This window comes from Isoptericola sp. 178 (assembly GCF_030586525.1).
GTDB classification, from domain to species: Bacteria; Actinomycetota; Actinomycetes; order Actinomycetales; family Cellulomonadaceae; genus Isoptericola; species Isoptericola sediminis.
This window is the reverse complement of sequence record NZ_JAUQYN010000002.1, coordinates 695,858-711,326: the sequence shown is the minus strand read 5'-3', so window position 1 is coordinate 711,326 and position 15,469 is coordinate 695,858. Positions and strand designations below refer to the sequence as shown.

Annotated in this window: 11 protein-coding genes; 5 read left to right on the top strand and 6 right to left on the bottom strand. The window is 74.1% G+C overall.

The window, feature by feature from the left end; translation table 11 throughout:
• Positions 1–86: 86 nt before the first annotated feature.
• Entirely contained in the window at positions 87–818 is a 732-nt protein-coding gene (locus Q6349_RS07810) for a hypothetical protein (protein ID WP_304603576.1), read from the bottom strand.
• A 522-nt stretch (positions 819–1,340) separates the two neighbouring features.
• On the opposite strand from Q6349_RS07810, the gene pepN reads away from it, so the two are divergent.
• Positions 1,341–3,914 carry an aminopeptidase N gene (gene pepN / locus Q6349_RS07805; RefSeq protein ID WP_304603575.1) on the top strand — a complete coding sequence of 858 codons (2,574 nt, stop codon included), beginning with the start codon at positions 1,341–1,343 and terminating at the stop codon, positions 3,912–3,914.
• A 242-nt stretch (positions 3,915–4,156) separates the two neighbouring features.
• On the opposite strand, the gene malQ is transcribed toward pepN, so the two are convergent.
• Positions 4,157–6,331: a 4-alpha-glucanotransferase gene (gene malQ, locus Q6349_RS07800; RefSeq protein WP_304603574.1), complete on the bottom strand. Its 2,175-nt coding sequence runs from the start codon at positions 6,329–6,331 to the stop codon at positions 4,157–4,159.
• Between the two features lie 137 nt (positions 6,332–6,468).
• Here malQ and Q6349_RS07795 point away from each other — a divergent pair, with 137 nt between their 5' ends.
• Entirely contained in the window at positions 6,469–7,482 is a 1,014-nt protein-coding gene (locus Q6349_RS07795) for a mechanosensitive ion channel family protein (protein WP_304603573.1), read from the top strand.
• Positions 7,483–7,557: 75 nt separating this feature from the next.
• Here the strand turns inward: Q6349_RS07795 and Q6349_RS07790 are convergent, their stop codons facing one another.
• Positions 7,558–7,797 (bottom strand): glucose PTS transporter subunit EIIB, encoded by a 240-nt coding sequence (locus Q6349_RS07790; RefSeq protein ID WP_171247583.1) that lies wholly within the window; start codon positions 7,795–7,797, stop codon positions 7,558–7,560.
• 126 nt (positions 7,798–7,923) lie between these two features.
• Between Q6349_RS07790 and Q6349_RS07785 the strand changes: the two genes are divergently transcribed.
• The 3 genes from Q6349_RS07785 (at position 7,924) to Q6349_RS07775 (ending at position 11,092) form a co-directional block, all read left to right on the top strand.
• Entirely contained in the window at positions 7,924–8,307 is a 384-nt protein-coding gene (locus Q6349_RS07785; protein WP_304603572.1) for a globin, read from the top strand.
• A 205-nt stretch (positions 8,308–8,512) separates the two neighbouring features.
• A complete protein-coding gene (locus Q6349_RS07780; RefSeq protein ID WP_171247580.1) occupies positions 8,513–9,409 on the top strand; it encodes an acyl-CoA thioesterase II in 897 nt (298 codons plus the stop codon).
• A gap of 69 nt (positions 9,410–9,478) precedes the next feature.
• Positions 9,479–11,092: an SDR family oxidoreductase gene (locus tag Q6349_RS07775; RefSeq protein ID WP_304603571.1), complete on the top strand. Its 1,614-nt coding sequence runs from the start codon at positions 9,479–9,481 to the stop codon at positions 11,090–11,092.
• Positions 11,093–11,192: 100 nt separating this feature from the next.
• Here the strand turns inward: Q6349_RS07775 and Q6349_RS07770 are convergent, their stop codons facing one another.
• The 3 genes from Q6349_RS07770 to Q6349_RS07760 are packed head-to-tail and all read right to left on the bottom strand — an operon-like array spanning position 11,193 to position 15,464.
• Complete coding sequence (locus Q6349_RS07770) at positions 11,193–11,690, bottom strand: thioesterase family protein (RefSeq protein WP_304603570.1); 498 nt, start codon at positions 11,688–11,690, stop codon at positions 11,193–11,195.
• Positions 11,691–11,727: 37 nt separating this feature from the next.
• A complete protein-coding gene (locus Q6349_RS07765) occupies positions 11,728–13,404 on the bottom strand; it encodes a GTPase family protein (RefSeq protein ID WP_304603569.1) in 1,677 nt (558 codons plus the stop codon).
• A complete protein-coding gene (locus Q6349_RS07760; protein ID WP_304603568.1) occupies positions 13,401–15,464 on the bottom strand; it encodes a dynamin family protein in 2,064 nt (687 codons plus the stop codon). Before Q6349_RS07760 ends, Q6349_RS07765 begins: the two co-directional genes overlap by 4 nt.
• Between the last annotated feature and the right edge of the window lie 5 nt (positions 15,465–15,469).

Genomic DNA, 15,469 nt, shown 5'->3' with positions numbered 1-15,469 from the left:
CACCGGCTGACCACCGCGGCGGACGCACGGACGCCCCGGACCCTCGAGGGTCCGGGGCGTCCGTCGTCGTGCCGGAGAGCTACCGGTCAGAACGTCCCGACGCCGGCCCGGGCCAGGGAGAACCCGTTGCCGCTGGGATCGTGCTGGCAGTACATGCCGTCGGTCTCGCTGGTGCAGGTGAAGTCGCCCTCGGTGCGGGACTCGCCGTAGGGCAGCTGCTCCATGTTCTTCGGCGCCTTCTTGGGCTTCTCCCCCTTGGCCAGGCACGGCAGCGAGACCTCGCCGCCGCCGGTCAGCGTGACGGCGTACCCGCTCGTCCCGTCGCAGTCCTCCACCGGGACGGGCTGCTGGTCCCGCTCGGCCAGACCGCAGGTGACCTGGTCGGCGTAGACCTCGCAGGTGATGTTGCGCGACGGCGAGGCGAACTCGGTCACCAGCTCACCCGGCCCGGAGTCGGCGTCCTGCTCGGCACCGCCCTGACCGTCGCCGTCGCCGTTCGCAGCGCCCTCGCCGGCGGCCTCCGCGGTGCCCTCGGCCTGGGTGTCGGGGAGGTCCGACCCGCCCAGCGCGCCCACCGCGAACACGAGGGCGACGACGAGGAGGACGGCGTCCAGCGCGATGAACGCGATCCAGCCGGCGCTGAGCCGACGGCCCCGCCCGCCGACGGACGGCTGCTGCGTCGTCCCGGACGGCGGGGTGCCGCCGCCGGGTGCGGCCGACGGCTGCTGGTAGGCGTACTGCTGCGGCGTGTAGCCGTACCCGTACTGCTGCGGAGGCATACCCGCGGGAACCCGCGACGGGGCCTGCTGCGGGGGCACGGGAGCCGAACCTGCCACCGGGGCGGTCGCGTTCCACGCGGTCGTCTGCGCGGCGTGCGGGGACGGGGACGCGGGCGAGGCCGTGGACGGCGAGGACGCCCCCGGGGCCGGGGGCACGGGGGCGTGCGGACGGGTCGCCTGCTCGTCCGGTGTCGCCGTCGTCTCCCGCCGACCGGCGCCGCGCGGCGCGAACGACGGCGGCGCCGCCGGGGCGGCGGAGGCCCGTCGGGGCGCCGCGGCGGGCGAGGACGCGCCACCGGGCTCCTGGGGACCAGGGCCGGGCGGCGGGGGTGGCGGCACCGTGCCGGACATCAGTTCTCCCTCCCGCGCCGGTCGGTGCCGACGCGTCACATGCATCGAGCAGGATGTCACGAGCGCGTGTCGGGGGTCGAACCCTTCCCCCGGACACCGGCTGACACCTCGCGAATCCGTTCGGTCGGGCACCCAGGAAGTGGCATGATCGTCGGCGTGCCGCGACGACCTCGCGACACGCCGCCACGACCACCATGCGAGGGAGCACCCGTGCCCGGAGAGAACCTGACCCGTGCCGAGGCGATCGCCCGTGCCGACGTCGTCACCGCCGTCGAGTCCTACGCGATCGACCTGGACCTGACCACCGGACCCGACACGTTCGCGTCGACCACCGTCATCCGGTTCTCGGCCACCGAGGGTGCGGGCACGTTCCTCGACCTCGTCGCCCCGCGGGTGCACGAGATCGTGCTGAACGGCCGGTCGCTCGACGTCGACGCGGTGTTCACCGACTCGCGGATCGCCCTCGACGGCCTGGCCGCCGAGAACGAGGTGCGCGTCGTCGCCGACTGCGCCTACATGAACACCGGCGAGGGCCTGCACCGGTTCGTCGACCCGGTCGACGACGAGGTCTACCTGTACACCCAGTTCGAGGTCCCGGACGCGCGCCGCGTGTTCGCCACCTTCGAGCAGCCCGACCTCAAGGCACCCTTCCAGCTGTCGGTGACCGCACCCGCCCGCTGGCAGGTCGTCGCCAACCAGCCGACCCCCGAGCCGACCCCGGCCACGCACGCGACCGACACCGGCGTCGAGGCGGCCCGCTGGGAGTTCGGGCCGACCCCGCGCATCTCCACCTACCTCGTGGCGCTCGTCGCGGGCCCCTACGCCGTCGAGCGCGGCGAGGCGACGTCGTCGGACGGCCGCGTGGTCCCGCTCGGCGTCTACTGCCGCGCCTCGCTCTCCGAGCACCTGGACGCCGAGGCGATCATGGAGACCACCCGGCAGGGCTTCGGCTTCTACGAGGAGACGTTCGGCGTCGCCTACCCGTTCGACAAGTACGACCAGCTGTTCGTGCCCGAGTACAACATGGGCGCGATGGAGAACCCGGGCTGCGTCACCTTCACCGAGTCCTACGTGTTCCGCTCCCAGGTCACCGACGCGATCCGCGAGCGCCGCGTCGTGACGATCCTGCACGAGCTGGCGCACATGTGGTTCGGCGACCTCGTCACCATGAAGTGGTGGAACGACCTGTGGCTGAACGAGTCGTTCGCCGAGTACGCCTCCACCCTCGCCACCGCCGAGGCCACCGAGTGGGAGGCGGCGTGGACCACGTTCAACGCCATGGAGAAGACGTGGGCCTACCGCCAGGACCAGCTGCCGTCGACGCACCCGATCGTGGCACCGATCAACGACCTGGAGGACGTCCAGGTCAACTTCGACGGCATCACCTACGCCAAGGGTGCGTCGGTGCTCAAGCAGCTCGTGGCGTGGGTCGGCCGTGACGAGTTCGTCGCGGGTGTCTCGGCCTACTTCCGCAAGCACGCCTGGGGCAACACCGAGCTGCGGGACCTGCTGGTCGAGCTCGAGGCCACCAGCGGCCGCGACCTGTCCGCATGGTCGCAGGCCTGGCTGGAGACCGCCGGGGTCAACACCCTGCGCCCCTCGATCGAGCTGGACGCGCACGGACGCATCACCTCGTTCGTCATCGAGCAGTCGGCGCACGAGGACTACCCGACGATCCGTCCGCACCGGCTCGGGATCGGCTTCTACGACTTCGACACCGCCGGGAACGTGGTGCGGACGCGGTCGGTCCAGGTGGACGTCGACGGCGAGCGGACCGAGGTGCCCGAGCTCATCGAGCTCGACCGGCCGGCCCTGGTGCTGATCAACGACGACGACCTGGCCTACGCCAAGGTGCGGCTGGACGACGCCTCGCTGACCTTCGCGGTCGAGAACCTGTCGCGGATCGCCGACCCGCTGGCCCGCTCGCTGGTGTGGAGCTCGGTGTGGGACGCGGTGCGCGACAGCGAGACGCCGGCCTCGGCGTACGTCGACCTGGTGCTGGGCAACATCGCCGCCGAGACCGAGTCGACGACGGTGCGGACGACCCTGGCGCAGCTCGGCCTGGCCACCCGCACGTACGTGGCGCCGGAGCGGCGTGCCGGGACGCTCCAGCGGGTCGGCGACACCCTGTGGGCCCTCGCCCAGAAGGCCTCGCCCGGCTCCGACCTGCAGCTGCAGCTCGTGAAGTACTTCTCGGCGCTGGCGTCCACCGAGGACCACGTCGCACCGCTGCGCGGCCTGCTGGACGGGTCGGTCGTCCTCGAGGGGCTGTCGGTGGACACCGACCTGCGCTGGGAGCTGCTGCAGGGACTGGTGCTGCTCGGCGCCGCCGACGAGGCGGAGATCGACACCGCCCAGGCCGCGGACGACACCGCGACCGGTCGTCAGGCCGCGGCCCGGGCCCGTGCGACGATCCCGACGACCGCCGGCAAGGAGCGCGCCTTCGCCTCCGTGGTCGACGACTCGGACGCACCGAACGCGATCATCCGCGCCACGGCCTCCGGGTTCGTGCACGTGACGGACCCGGCGGTGCTGGAGCCGTTCGCGCAGCGCTACGTCGACGCCCTGCTGCCGATCTGGGACAGCCGCAGCTACCACATCGCAGAGGAGCTCGTGGAGGGTCTCTACCCGGCCCCGCTGGCCTCGGTCGAGCTGCGGGACACCGTCCGCGGCTGGCTCGAGACGCACCCCGACGCACCGGCGGCGCTGCGCCGCATGGTCGTCGAGGGGCTCGCCGGTACCGAGCGGGCCCTGGCCGCGCAGGCGGTCGACGCCGCCTCCTGACACCCGTGCGTGGAGGAGGACGCGGGCTCGGCCGGATCGCTCCGGCCGGGCCCGCGTCCGTCACCGCGAGTCAGCGCGATTCCTCGCGAGTCAGCACGTCGAGGGCCGAGTCAGGACGCCGCGGCCGAGGCCCACGTCCGCACCCTCGCCGGTCTGACTCGTCGAGAACCGTCCTGACTCGCCGCCCGCGGCGCTGACCTGCGGGAGCCGGTGCTGACTCGCGACGGGCGGTGCCGACCTGCCTAGCGGGCGGAGGCCACCGCGGCGAACAGCGAGCGGAGCCGGGCGTTGTCGAACAGGTCCTCGACCAGCACGTTGTTGCCCGCCGAGTCGCCGAGCGGCACCTTCCAGTTCGGGTACTCGGTGTCCGTGCCCGGCTGGTTCTGCGAGCGCCGCTCCCCCACGGCGTCGACGAGCTGGACCCCGACCAGCGCGGCGCGTGACCGGCGCAGGTACCGGTGCAGCCCCTCGACGACCTCTCGCTCGGACGGCGAGTCCCCGACCAGTCCGCGCTGGGACAGGGCCACCACGGCCGCCTGCCGTTCCGCCCGCGCCTGCGCCCGCAGGACCTGGGGGTCCTCCGTGAGCAGTCCGAGCCGGTCGCGCAGGTCGACGTGCTCCCCGGCGAGGTACCCGGCCGTGGGCGGCATGTCGTGCGTGCCGACGGTGGCGAAGGTCAGGTGCCGGTAGTCCTCCGGCGGGGTGGGCCGCCCGTCGGACTTCTCGAACCAGAAGACCGAGGTGCCCAGCACCCCGCGCGAGGCGAGGTAGTCACGGACCCACGGTTCGAACACGCCCAGGTCCTCGCCGATGACGACGGCGCCGGCCCGGTGGGCCTCGAGGCAGAGGATCCCGACCAGGGCGTCGTGGTCGTAGCGCACGTAGGTGCCCTCGGTCGGGCGCATGCCGTCCGGGACCCAGAAGAGCCGGAACAGGCCGAGGACGTGGTCGACGCGCAGGGCGCCGGCGTGCCGCAGCGCCGTGCGCAGCATGTCCCGGTACGGGGCGTAGCCGGCCTTGGCGAGCATCCGCGGGTTCCACGGCGGCTGGGACCAGTTCTGCCCCTGCTGGTTGTACATGTCGGGCGGGGCGCCGACACCCACGCCTCGCGCCAGCACGTCGCCGAGGGCCCAGACGTCCGCGCCGTCCGGGTGCACACCCACGGCGAGGTCGTGCATGATCCCGAGCCGCATCCCGGCCTCGAGGGCGGTGCGCTGCGCGGCGTGCTTCTGCTCGTCAAAGACCCACTGCAGCCAGCAGTAGAAGTCGATGCGGTCGCCCAGCCGCTCCCGGGCCGCCGCCACGGCCGGTGACGCCGGGTCGCGCACGTCGTCGGGCCACGGCGCACCGGCCAGCTCCTCGGTCAGGGCGCACCACGTGGCGAAGTCCTGCAGCCCCTGCCCCTGCGAGGCGACGAACGCCTCGTAGGCGGCCTGCCGGGCCGCCCGGCGGGGGGCGGTGTGCACGACCTCGAGGGCTGCCTTCTTCGCCTCCCAGACCGCGTCCCGGTCCAGCGCGCCGGCGTCCGTGTCCAGGTCGCGCACCGGGTCGGCGGCCCACTCCACGAGCGACCGGTCCGCCGCGGAGAGGTAGGCGGTCTCGAGGATGTCCTCGACCCGGACGTAGATCGGGTTGCCGAACCGGCGCGACGTCGGCAGGTACGGCGACGGCGTCATGGGGACCGTGGGTTCGGCCGCAGACAGGGGGTTCACCGCGACGAAGTCGGCGCCGGCCTGGTGCGCCGTCAGCCAGGCCAGGTCGGCCAGGTCCGCCAGGTCGCCCATGCCCCACGAGGTGCGGGACCGGACGGAGTACAGCTGGGCGAGGACACCCCAGGCCTGGTGCCGCTCCAGGTCGTCGCCCAGCTCGAGCCGGGCGGGGGTGACCACCAGCGTGGCGGACCACTCCTGCCCCTCGGTCAGGGCGTGCAGGGTGTGCCAGCCGAGCGGCAGGCCGTCCGGCACGGCGAAGGTCGCGCGCCCGACCGGGCGGCCGTCGACCTCACGCGGCGGTACGAAGACGTCACGCTGCTCCAGGTCCCGGCGACGTCGCAGCTCGTGCGGGCGGGCCTCGGGCTCGGCCCCGTCGAGCTCGACCCAGACGTGCACGGACGCGCCGTCGCTGACGTGCACGGCGACGTCGCGCGGCTCGCCCTGGCGCACCACGACGGTCGGGGGCAGCACCGCGCGCCACTCCTCGTCGCGGGCCCGGCGCAGGCTCTGGGACACCTCCTGGCGCGTCGTCGCGGCGATGCCCAGCGCGGTCAGCACCGCCACGAGGGTGGCGTCGGAGACGTGGGCGACGCCACCGCCGAACTGGTGGTACTCGGTGAGCACACCGTGCGCCGCGGCGAGCTCGTGCAGCTCGCTGGGCGCATCGTCGTCGGAAACGGCCGAGGTCTGGTCGTCGAGGCTCACACGACGATCCTGCCACCATCGGCCCGGCCAGGCCGACACCGCGCGCCGGTCGAGGCGCTTCCGCCCAGGTCGGCCGACCCGTCTGGCCGCCGGGACGGCCTACCGAGCCGCGTCGGCAGGACGTTACCGTGTCCTGCGTGCGTGATGAATCCGTGATCTTGTCCCTGTCGTCCGACACCACCCCGGCACCCGAGCCCAGCACCTCCGAGGGGGTGCTGGAACTGACCCAGGAGGCCGGTAGCTCCTTCTGGGAGTGGTTCACCGGCTGGCCGCTGCAGGTCGTCCTCATCCTGCTGGTCGGCACGATCGTGCTGGTGGCGCTGCGCCGCGTCATCCGGCACACCGCCGAGCGCATCGCGACCGGCGGCGACAAGGCCCCCGCCGCCTCGCAGCGCGACGCGAAGAGCTGGTTCGGCTCCCCGCTCGTCGAGGACGCCGTGACCGTGGCGAACCCGCTGTCCAACGCACGGCGCGCCCAGCGTGCCCGCACCGTGGGATCGGTGCTCACCTCCACGGCGAACATCGTCGTCGGCGTCGTGGTGCTGCTCAGCGTGCTGTCGACGGTCGGCTTCGAGGTGGGACCGCTGCTGGCCTCCGCCGGTGTGGTCGGTGTCGCCATCGGTTTCGGCGCCCAGTCGCTGGTGCGCGACTTCATCTCCGGCATCTTCATCCTCATCGAGGACCAGTACGGCGTGGGCGACTGGGTGGACCTCGGTTCCGGCGCCGAGGGCGAGGTCGAGGAGGTCCAGCTGCGGACGACCAAGCTGCGCGCGCTGGACGGCACGCAGTGGTGGGTGCGCAACGGCGAGATCCTGCGCGCGGGCAACCGCACGCAGCGCTGGTCGCGCGCGCTGGCCGAGGTGCACGTGCCGGTGGACGCCGACGTCGACGGGGTGCGTGCGGCGCTCGGCCGGGCCGGCGACACCGTCGCGCGCAGCGAGGAACTGGGTCACGAGCTCCTCGAGCAGCCGTCGGTGCGCAGCGGCGTGGACTCGGTGTCGGACTTCTCGATGTCCTTCACGATCATGGCGCAGACGCGACCCGGCGCCCAGTGGACCGTGTCCCGTGCGCTGCTGCGGGCCGCGCAGGACGAGCTGCACACGATGGGCGCGGTGCGCGGTGAGCGCGTCGACGCCCCCGACAAGGCCTGATCGCAGACTGCTGCGGGCGGGTCCGGACGTCGCGACGACGCCGCGCCGGACCCGTCCGCCGGGGTCGCCGTGCCGTCAGGCCGAGGCGAGCCGTCCGTCGAGCTCGGCCGCGAGGTTGTCGGCCTCCGGGCCGACGATGACCTGGATGATCCGGCCGGACCGCACGACGCCGAACGCCCCGGACTCCTTGAGCGCCGGCTCGTCGACCTTCCCCGGGTCAGACACCTGGACGCGCAGCCGCGTGATGCACGGCTCGAGCTCGACCACGTTCGTGGTCCCGCCGAGTGCTGCGAGGATGTTCTCCGCCTTGCTCATTCGGTCTCTCCCCAAGGTGTCGTCGGATTGCGCCGTTGCAGTTCCGTGATCAGCCTAACCCCTCGCCGCCTCCGACGGTGACCTCGGCCACGGTGGGACGGCCCCGTCGTCTGGGAAGATGTGCGCGTGACGACCCCCACCTTCTACGACGACGTCGGCGGACACGAGACGTTCGTCCGGCTCGTCGACGTGTTCTACGAGGGCGTGGCGACCGACGAGGTGCTCCGCCCGATGTACCCCGAGGAAGACCTGGGCCCCGCGAAGGAACGTCTGACGATGTTCCTCGAGCAGTACTGGGGCGGGCCGACGACGTACAGCCAGCAGCGGGGACACCCCCGGCTGCGGATGCGCCACGCGCCGTTCAAGGTGAACCCCGACGCCCGGGACCGCTGGCTGGCGCACATGCGCACCGCCGTCGAGTCCCTGGACCTGGCCCCGGCCCTGGAGTCCCAGCTGTGGGACTACCTGGAGCGCGCGGCGTTCAGTCTCATCAACACCTTCGAGGAATGATGCGGAGCGAGGCGAGGGTGGGCCCGAGGAACGAGGGCCCGTCCCGACCCGAGCACAGCAGCATTCCGAGCAACCAGCACCAGGAATGATGCGGAGCGAGGCGAGGGTGGGCCCGAGGAACGAGGGCCCGTCCCGACCCGAGCACAGCAGCATTCCGAGCAACCAGCACCACCCCGCCCCGACGACCCGAGGAATGTGAACGAGCGTGAGCGACGCCCCCCACGGCCCCCTGGACCGGCTCCTGGCCGCCCTCGACCTGCGCGAGATCGAGGGCTGGGGCCCACGTGGCGAGGAGGACGTCTGGCGGGGTGAGTCCGTGCCCGGTCCCGGGCGCCGGGTCTACGGAGGACAGGTCCTGTCCCAGGCGCTGCTGGCCTGCGGCCGCACGGTGGAGGACGACCGGCTGCCGCATTCCCTGCACGCCTACTTCCTGCGGGAGGGGGCGCTGGACTCGCCGATCGACTTCGCCGTCGAGCGGCTGCGCGACGGCCGGTCCTTCAGCGCGCGCCGGACGCACGCCATCCAGGCGGGCCGACCGATCCTGTCGCTGACGGCGTCGTTCCAGGTGGACCAGCCGGGCTACGAGACGCAGGCCGCCATGCCCGCCGACGTCCCGCCGCCGGAGGAGGTGACCTCGGCGTTCGAGGCCCTGCGCGGCATCGACCACCCGGCGGCGCGGTACTGGGCGTTCGACTCGGCCTTCGAGCTCGCGCACATCGGGGGCGCGCTCTACGTGGGGCCCGCCGACGACCCCCGACCGGAGCAGATGGTCTGGATGCGAGCACGGCACGCGATCGACTCGGACGACCTGCTGCTGCACCGGGCACTGCTGGCGTACGGCTGCGACCAGGTCATGCTGGAGCCGGTCCTGCGGGCCGCCGGCAAGTCCTGGGCGGACGTCGGCGGCACCGTGCCGATGGCGTCGCTGGACCACGCGATGTGGTTCCACCGGGACGCCCGGGCCGACGAGTGGCTGCTGTACGTCCAGGAGTCGCCGGGGGCGCAGGGCGGTCGCGGCCTGGGCCTGGCCCGCGTCTACGACCGCGCGGGCGCCCTGGTGGCCACGATCGCCCAGGAGGGCATGGTCCGCCTGCCCGCCTGATCCTCACCGCGTCGCAGCCGGCGCAGCGTTCAGGCTGTGCCCGAGGCGTTCGGGCGGCAGACTGACGAGGTGCGAACCGACGACTCCCCTGCCCCGGACCCGGTGACGGCCGCGGTCCCGACCGCCACCCCCGCCACCGTCGCCGTCACCGGCGTGACCGGTTACGTCGGTGGACGGCTGGTGCCCGAGCTCCTCGAGGCCGGGTACACGGTCCGCGCCCTGACGCGGAACCCCGACCGGCTCGCGGGCCGCCGCTGGGCCGACGACGTCGAGGCGGTGCGCGTGGACGTCTCCGACCTGGATGCGACGCGGCAGGCGCTCGACGGCGTCGACGTCGCCTACTACCTGGTGCACTCCCTCGGGACCGGGCGCACCTTCGAGGTGCGTGACCGCCGCAACGCCCTGACGTTCGCGCGCGCCGCCCGGGAGGCGGGCGTCGGGCGGATCGTCTACCTCGGCGGTCTCTACCCGGACGTGCCCGAGGGTGAGCTGTCGCCGCACCTGTCCTCCCGCAAGGAGGTCGAGGAGATCCTGCTCGCCTCCGGGGTACCGACGACGGTGCTGCGGGCCGCGGTGATCCTCGGCTCCGGGTCGGCGTCGTTCGAGATGATGCGCTACCTGACCGAACGACTGCCCGCGATGACGACGCCCCGCTGGGTGGACAACCGCATCCAGCCGATCGCGATCCGCGACGTGCTGCGCTACCTGGTCGGTGCGGCCGCCATGCCCGCCGACGTCTCCCGCGGCTTCGACATCGGCGGCCCGGAGATCGTCACCTACCGGGAGATGATGCAGCGCTACGCCGAGGTGGCGGGTCTCCCCCGGCGCCTCATCGTCGGCGTCCCGGTGCTGACACCGCGGCTGTCGAGCCACTGGGTCGGGGTCGTGACGCCGGTGCCGTCCGGGATCGCGCGACCCCTGGTCGAGTCGCTGCAGCACGAGGTCGTGTGCCTCGAGGACGACATTCGCGAGTACGTCCCCGATCCGCCCCACGGACGACTGGACGTCACGCGCGCCCTCGAGCTGGCCCTGACGCGCATCCACGACGGCGAGGTGACGACCCGGTGGACGTCGGCCTCGGTCCCGGGTGCGCCGTCGGACCCGTTGCCGACGGACCCCGACTGGGCGGGCGGGTCGCTCTACGTCGACGAGCGCAGCACGGTCGTCGAGGCGCCGAGCGAGGTGCTGTGGCAGGTCATCGAGGAGATCGGCGGCCAGGACGGGTGGTACTCGTGGTCGCTGGCCTGGAGGATGCGGGGCCTGCTGGACCGGATCGTCGGCGGGCCGGGACTGCGGCGCGGCCGCCGCGACGAGCACCGCCTGCGGGTCGACGACGCGCTCGACTTCTGGCGGGTCGAGGCGCTGGAACCGGGACGTCGGCTGCTGCTGCGGGCGGAGATGCGGCTGCCCGGCCTGGCCTGGCTGGAGCTCCGGGTCGACGAGTCGGCTGCCGAGATGACCGACGAGGACACGACGGGACCAGCTCCCGAGGAGGCCGACGGACCGCACCGGACGTACTTCGCTCAGCGGGCACTGTTCTACCCCCACGGCCTGCTCGGCCAGGCGTACTGGTGGTCCGTCGCCCCGTTCCACGGGATCGTGTTCGGCGGCATGCAGCGCAACGTCGCCCGGGCTGCCGAGCAGCGGGCCGCGAAGCAGCACGACGCCGACTCGGGCGCCTGAGCGCTCCGCGAGCGCCGGCCCGCCGCGTTGTGGGTATGAAATCTGCAGCTCCGGACAGGTCCAGAGCTGCAGATTTCATGCCCACAACGGGTGGGGTGGGTCAGCGGCGCCGGCGGAACTCGATCGGGTCCTCCGCGAACCGCTCGAAGACGGACCGCTCCTCGGGCGTGATCCGCCGCGGCCGACCCGAGGCGGCGTCGATCACCACGATCGTCGTCGTGGCCCGGGTGTAGGGCTCCAGCCCCGACGCGGGACCCGTCCGCGGGAAGCCGCCGTGCGCCCCGTCGTACACCTCGTAGCAGACCTCGAGGGACGCGCCCCCGATCGCACCGATCCACATCTCCACGCGGACGGGGTCGCGCGTGAATCCCAGCGGACGCAGGTAGTCGGCCTGCTGGCCGGCCACCAGGGTGTGCGAGGTCGCGTGCGGACCGGTCTCCAGGACCGCTGTCGGCCACGGGTCCTCGGCCTCCGGGTGCCGCCAGAACGCGGTGATCCGCGCGTCCTCGAGCAGCCGGAGCATCGCGACGTTGTTGACGTGCTGGTAGGCGTCGAGGTCCGACCAGCGCAGCGAGACGGGGACGTGCAGACGAGTCATGGCGGCATCGTCGCACGCCGACGGCCGGCGGCCGTCCTCAGGCGGCGGCGACCGCCGCCGCCTCCCGGCACGTCGCCAGCGCCTCCATCTCGGCCGCCACCGGGCGGCGGACCTCGGCCTCGGCGACCTCGCTCACCGCGGCCCGGAGCCGCCGCCGGACCCGACCGGCGCGCCGTCGGGCACCCAGGGCGCCCGCCCCGCGGGAGAGGAGGGCGAGCAGCAGGCCGGCCACGATCCCTCCGAGGGCCAGGGCCGTGGGCCACGGCAGCTCGAAGGTTCCGCCGCCCCGGTCCGTGAGGTCCACGGTCAGGTCCGGCACGAGCAGCGGCGGCAGCTGGAAGTACGACAGCACGGCCGCGAGTCCGAGCCAGCCGAGCCCCACCACCGCCGCGGCGAGCAGCAGCCACTGCAGCACCCCGACGACCCGCCACCACAGGGGACGACGTTCCTCCTCGAGACGCGTGCCCGCGACGGCCTGGTCCAGGGCGTCGGGCAGGCGGTCGATCGCCGTCGACCCGCGGTCCCGGGCGGCCAGCACCCAGGCGTCCGGCGCCCCGTCGGTGACGTGGTCGACGTAGGAACGCACCGCGGTCGCCGTGGCCGCCCGCACGCTCGGCCGGGTCTGCGGCAGGGACGTGCGCGCGAGATCCGGACGGTCGACGGGAACGCGCAGGTCGTCGCGTCGCAGTCCGAGCCGACGCAGGGGGTCGTGGCGAGTCCGTCCGATCCAGCGGGTGACCGGCCAGCCGGTGGCCAGCCGCGCGTCCCGACGCGCCGACCTCCGCACCGCCTCGACCACGGTCGTCGCCCCGGCCGCGTCCTCGAGAGCGTCCACGAGCGCGCCCTGGGCACGGTCGGCGGCCCGGGCCGGCGGTGCCTGCCCGCTCTCGTCGAGGACCCGTCCGGCCACGGCTCGCACGTCGGCGGTCAGCCGGGCGGTGGACGCCTCGCGACGACGCGCCGCCTCGGCCAGCAGACCGCGCAGCGCGTCGATCCCCTGCCCGGTGCGGGCCGACACCGGCAGCACCCGGGCACCACCCAGACCGTCGGCGGCCACCAGACGACGCAGGTCCGCGAGGAGAGCGTCCGTCTCCGCCGACGACAACCGGTCGACCTGGTTCAGCGCGATCACGACCACCTCGGACCGCCCCGCCAACGGGCGCAGGTATCGCTCGTGCAGCGCGGCGTCGGCGTACTTCTGCGGGTCGACGACCCACACCAGCAGGTCGGCCCGTTCCACGAGACGCTCGGCACGCACGCGGTGCTCGACCACCACCGAGTCGTGGTCGGGCAGGTCGAGCAGCACGAGACCCGTCGAGATGCCGGCCGGCCGGGTGCGACGCAGCACGCCGGTCGCCGGTGCCTGTCCTTCGACGGGCTCCATCTCGTGCCGACGCGGCACGTCCAGCCAGTCCAGCAGCTCGTCGGCGCCCTCGCCCCAGACCGCGGCGAGCGCGTGCGCCGTCGTGGGCCGCTGGACGCCCGGCTCGGCGACGTCGGCGCCGGCGACGGCGTTGAGCACGCTCGACTTGCCGGACCCGGTGGCTCCGGCGAGCGCCGCGACGGTGTGCTCGGCGCTCAGCCCGCCGCGTTCGCGGGCACGCTCGACCACGCCGCGCGCCGAGTCCGCCAGCTCGCGGTCCAGCCGCCCCTGCCCGGCCTCGACGGCACGGTCGAGCGCCGCGGTCCGGGTCGACAGGTCGGGGGCCTTCATGCACGGTCCTTCCGTCGCCAGCGCTTCCAGAACGGTCGGCGGGGTTCCTCCCCGGACGGCGTGGCGCCCGTGTCCCGCCCGGCGAGCGTCCCCGGCACGCGGGGGACCCCGTCGGGACCGGTCGGGGGGCGGAACGTCCCGGCACCCCGCAGCAGGCCTCCGCTCCAGGGCCGGGTGAGCCCGTCGGCCGGGCGCTCGCGCCCCGAACGTTCCGTCCGGGCCGCCTCGGCGACGTCCTGCGCCGCGTCCCGGAGGCGCCGTCCGTCGGCCCGGTCGGCGCCGAGGGCGTCGAGCTGGGCGGTGTAACGGGCCGCCTGCCCGCGCAGCACGGTGTCCACGCGAGCGGTGAGCCGTTCCTTGGCCTGCGCCGCCAGGCGCCGCACCGCGTCGTCGCCGAACACCGCCTCGAGGAGCTTCTGCGCGGCCACGGCCGTGCCGCCGGCGATCCCGATCTCCAGGCCGGTCAGGCCGGCGGTCGAGGCGAAGACGAGCACCATGAGGCTCACGCCGAGGGCGTTGACACCGAAGGACAGCACCCGGGCGGTTCCCCGGCGCCCCTCCCCCTGCTCGCGCACCAGGGCCAGGACGTCGCCCTGCCAGCCGCGGATGGCCTCGGCAACCTCGGCGCGCAGGTTCGGGGCGGTGCGGGACAGCTCGAGGCCGTCGAGCAGGGCGGAGCCGGCGACGTCGTCGCGCCAGTCCGCGTAGGTGCGTTCGGCAGCCTGCTCGGCCCCGTCGAGGAGCACGGACTCCAGGCCGTGGGCGATGGCCTGCTCGACCTGCGGCGCCTCCTTGGGGCGGCCCCGGAAGAACCGGCCGAGGGCGTCGCGGACCTTGCCGACACCGGCCTCGAGCGACCGGAAGAACTCGCCGGTGCCGATGAAGTCCTGCCACCGGGCGAGGACCTCCCCGCGCAGCAGGGCGCCGTCGGACGTGGCGGCCTCCACCTGGCGCAGCGCCTCACGGTGGTGCCGCTCGACGGCGCCGCGCAGTCGGGCGTCGGCCGCCTGCTGGGCGTCGGCGGCGTCGGCCAGGGCGTTGGTGCGGCGCACGAGGTCGTCCACCACGCCGTCGCGGGTGGCGGTGATGACGCGGGCGCGCGAGTCCGGGTCCCCGCCGACGCCGGACAGCCAGGTCGCCAGCTCGCTCACGGCGGACTCGGGCAGCAGCCCGTCGATCATCCGCTCCTCGCCGACGGCACCGGTCTCGGGCACGACGAACAGCGAGGCCTCGCCCAGGCCGTGCTCGGTCATGAGGCGCCGCAGGTCGGCGGCGACCTCCTCCGTCCCCGGGTCGACACGGTCGAGCACGAGGGCGACCTGCGCCCGGCGCGACGCGGCGGTGGTCAGCAGCTCCCAGGGGACGGCGTCCGCGTACCGCGCCGCGGTGGTGACGAACAGCCACAGGTCGGCCGCGCCGAGGAGCTGGCCGGCGAGCTCGCGGTTGGCCTCCTCGACGGAGTCGACGTCCGGGGCGTCGAGCAGAGCCAGCCCCTGGGGCAGGTTGGCGCTGGGCACCAGGCGCAAGGTCCGGGTTCGCGCCCCGGCTCCGTCGGGGTCCGGGGACGCCTCGGTCGACCCGCCGTGCGTCGCGACGCGTGCGAGCCCGGGCAGCACGCGGTCGGCACCGAACCAGCGCGCGTCCAGAGGATGGTGGACGAGCACCGGTGACCGGGTGGTGGGTCGCAGCACGCCGGGTGTCGTGACCTGTTCGCCGAGCAAGGAGTTGACCAGGGTGGACTTGCCCGCGCCGGTCGACCCGCCGACGACGGCGAGCAGGGGTGCGCGCTCGGCCCGGAGCCGGGGCATCAGGTAGTCGTCGAGCTGGTCCGTGGCCCGGGCCAGGTCCTCGCGGGCGTGGGCGGCCCCGGGGACCTCCAGGGGGAGCCGCAGCGCACCGAGCCGGGCGCGCAGCCCCTCGAGCGCGTCGACGAGGGCGGCGGTGGTCGCGTCCGAGGTCAGCGCCGAGCTCGCCGAGACCGGCTGCTCGGCGGGTGCGGTGGTGTCCTCGGGGGTCGACGACGGCTCGGCGGGTTCCTCCTGCGGGCCGGTCTGCGTCATGTGCC

Coding starts and splice junctions, on each gene's coding strand:
- Q6349_RS07765 (WP_304603569.1), bottom strand. CDS start 13,404: ATGAAGGCCCCCGACCTGTCGACCCGGACCGCGGCGCTCGACCGTGCC.
- Q6349_RS07760 (WP_304603568.1), bottom strand. CDS start 15,464: ATGACGCAGACCGGCCCGCAGGAGGAACCCGCCGAGCCGTCGTCGACC.
- Q6349_RS07770 (WP_304603570.1), bottom strand. CDS start 11,690: ATGACTCGTCTGCACGTCCCCGTCTCGCTGCGCTGGTCGGACCTCGAC.
- Q6349_RS07790 (WP_171247583.1), bottom strand. CDS start 7,797: ATGAGCAAGGCGGAGAACATCCTCGCAGCACTCGGCGGGACCACGAAC.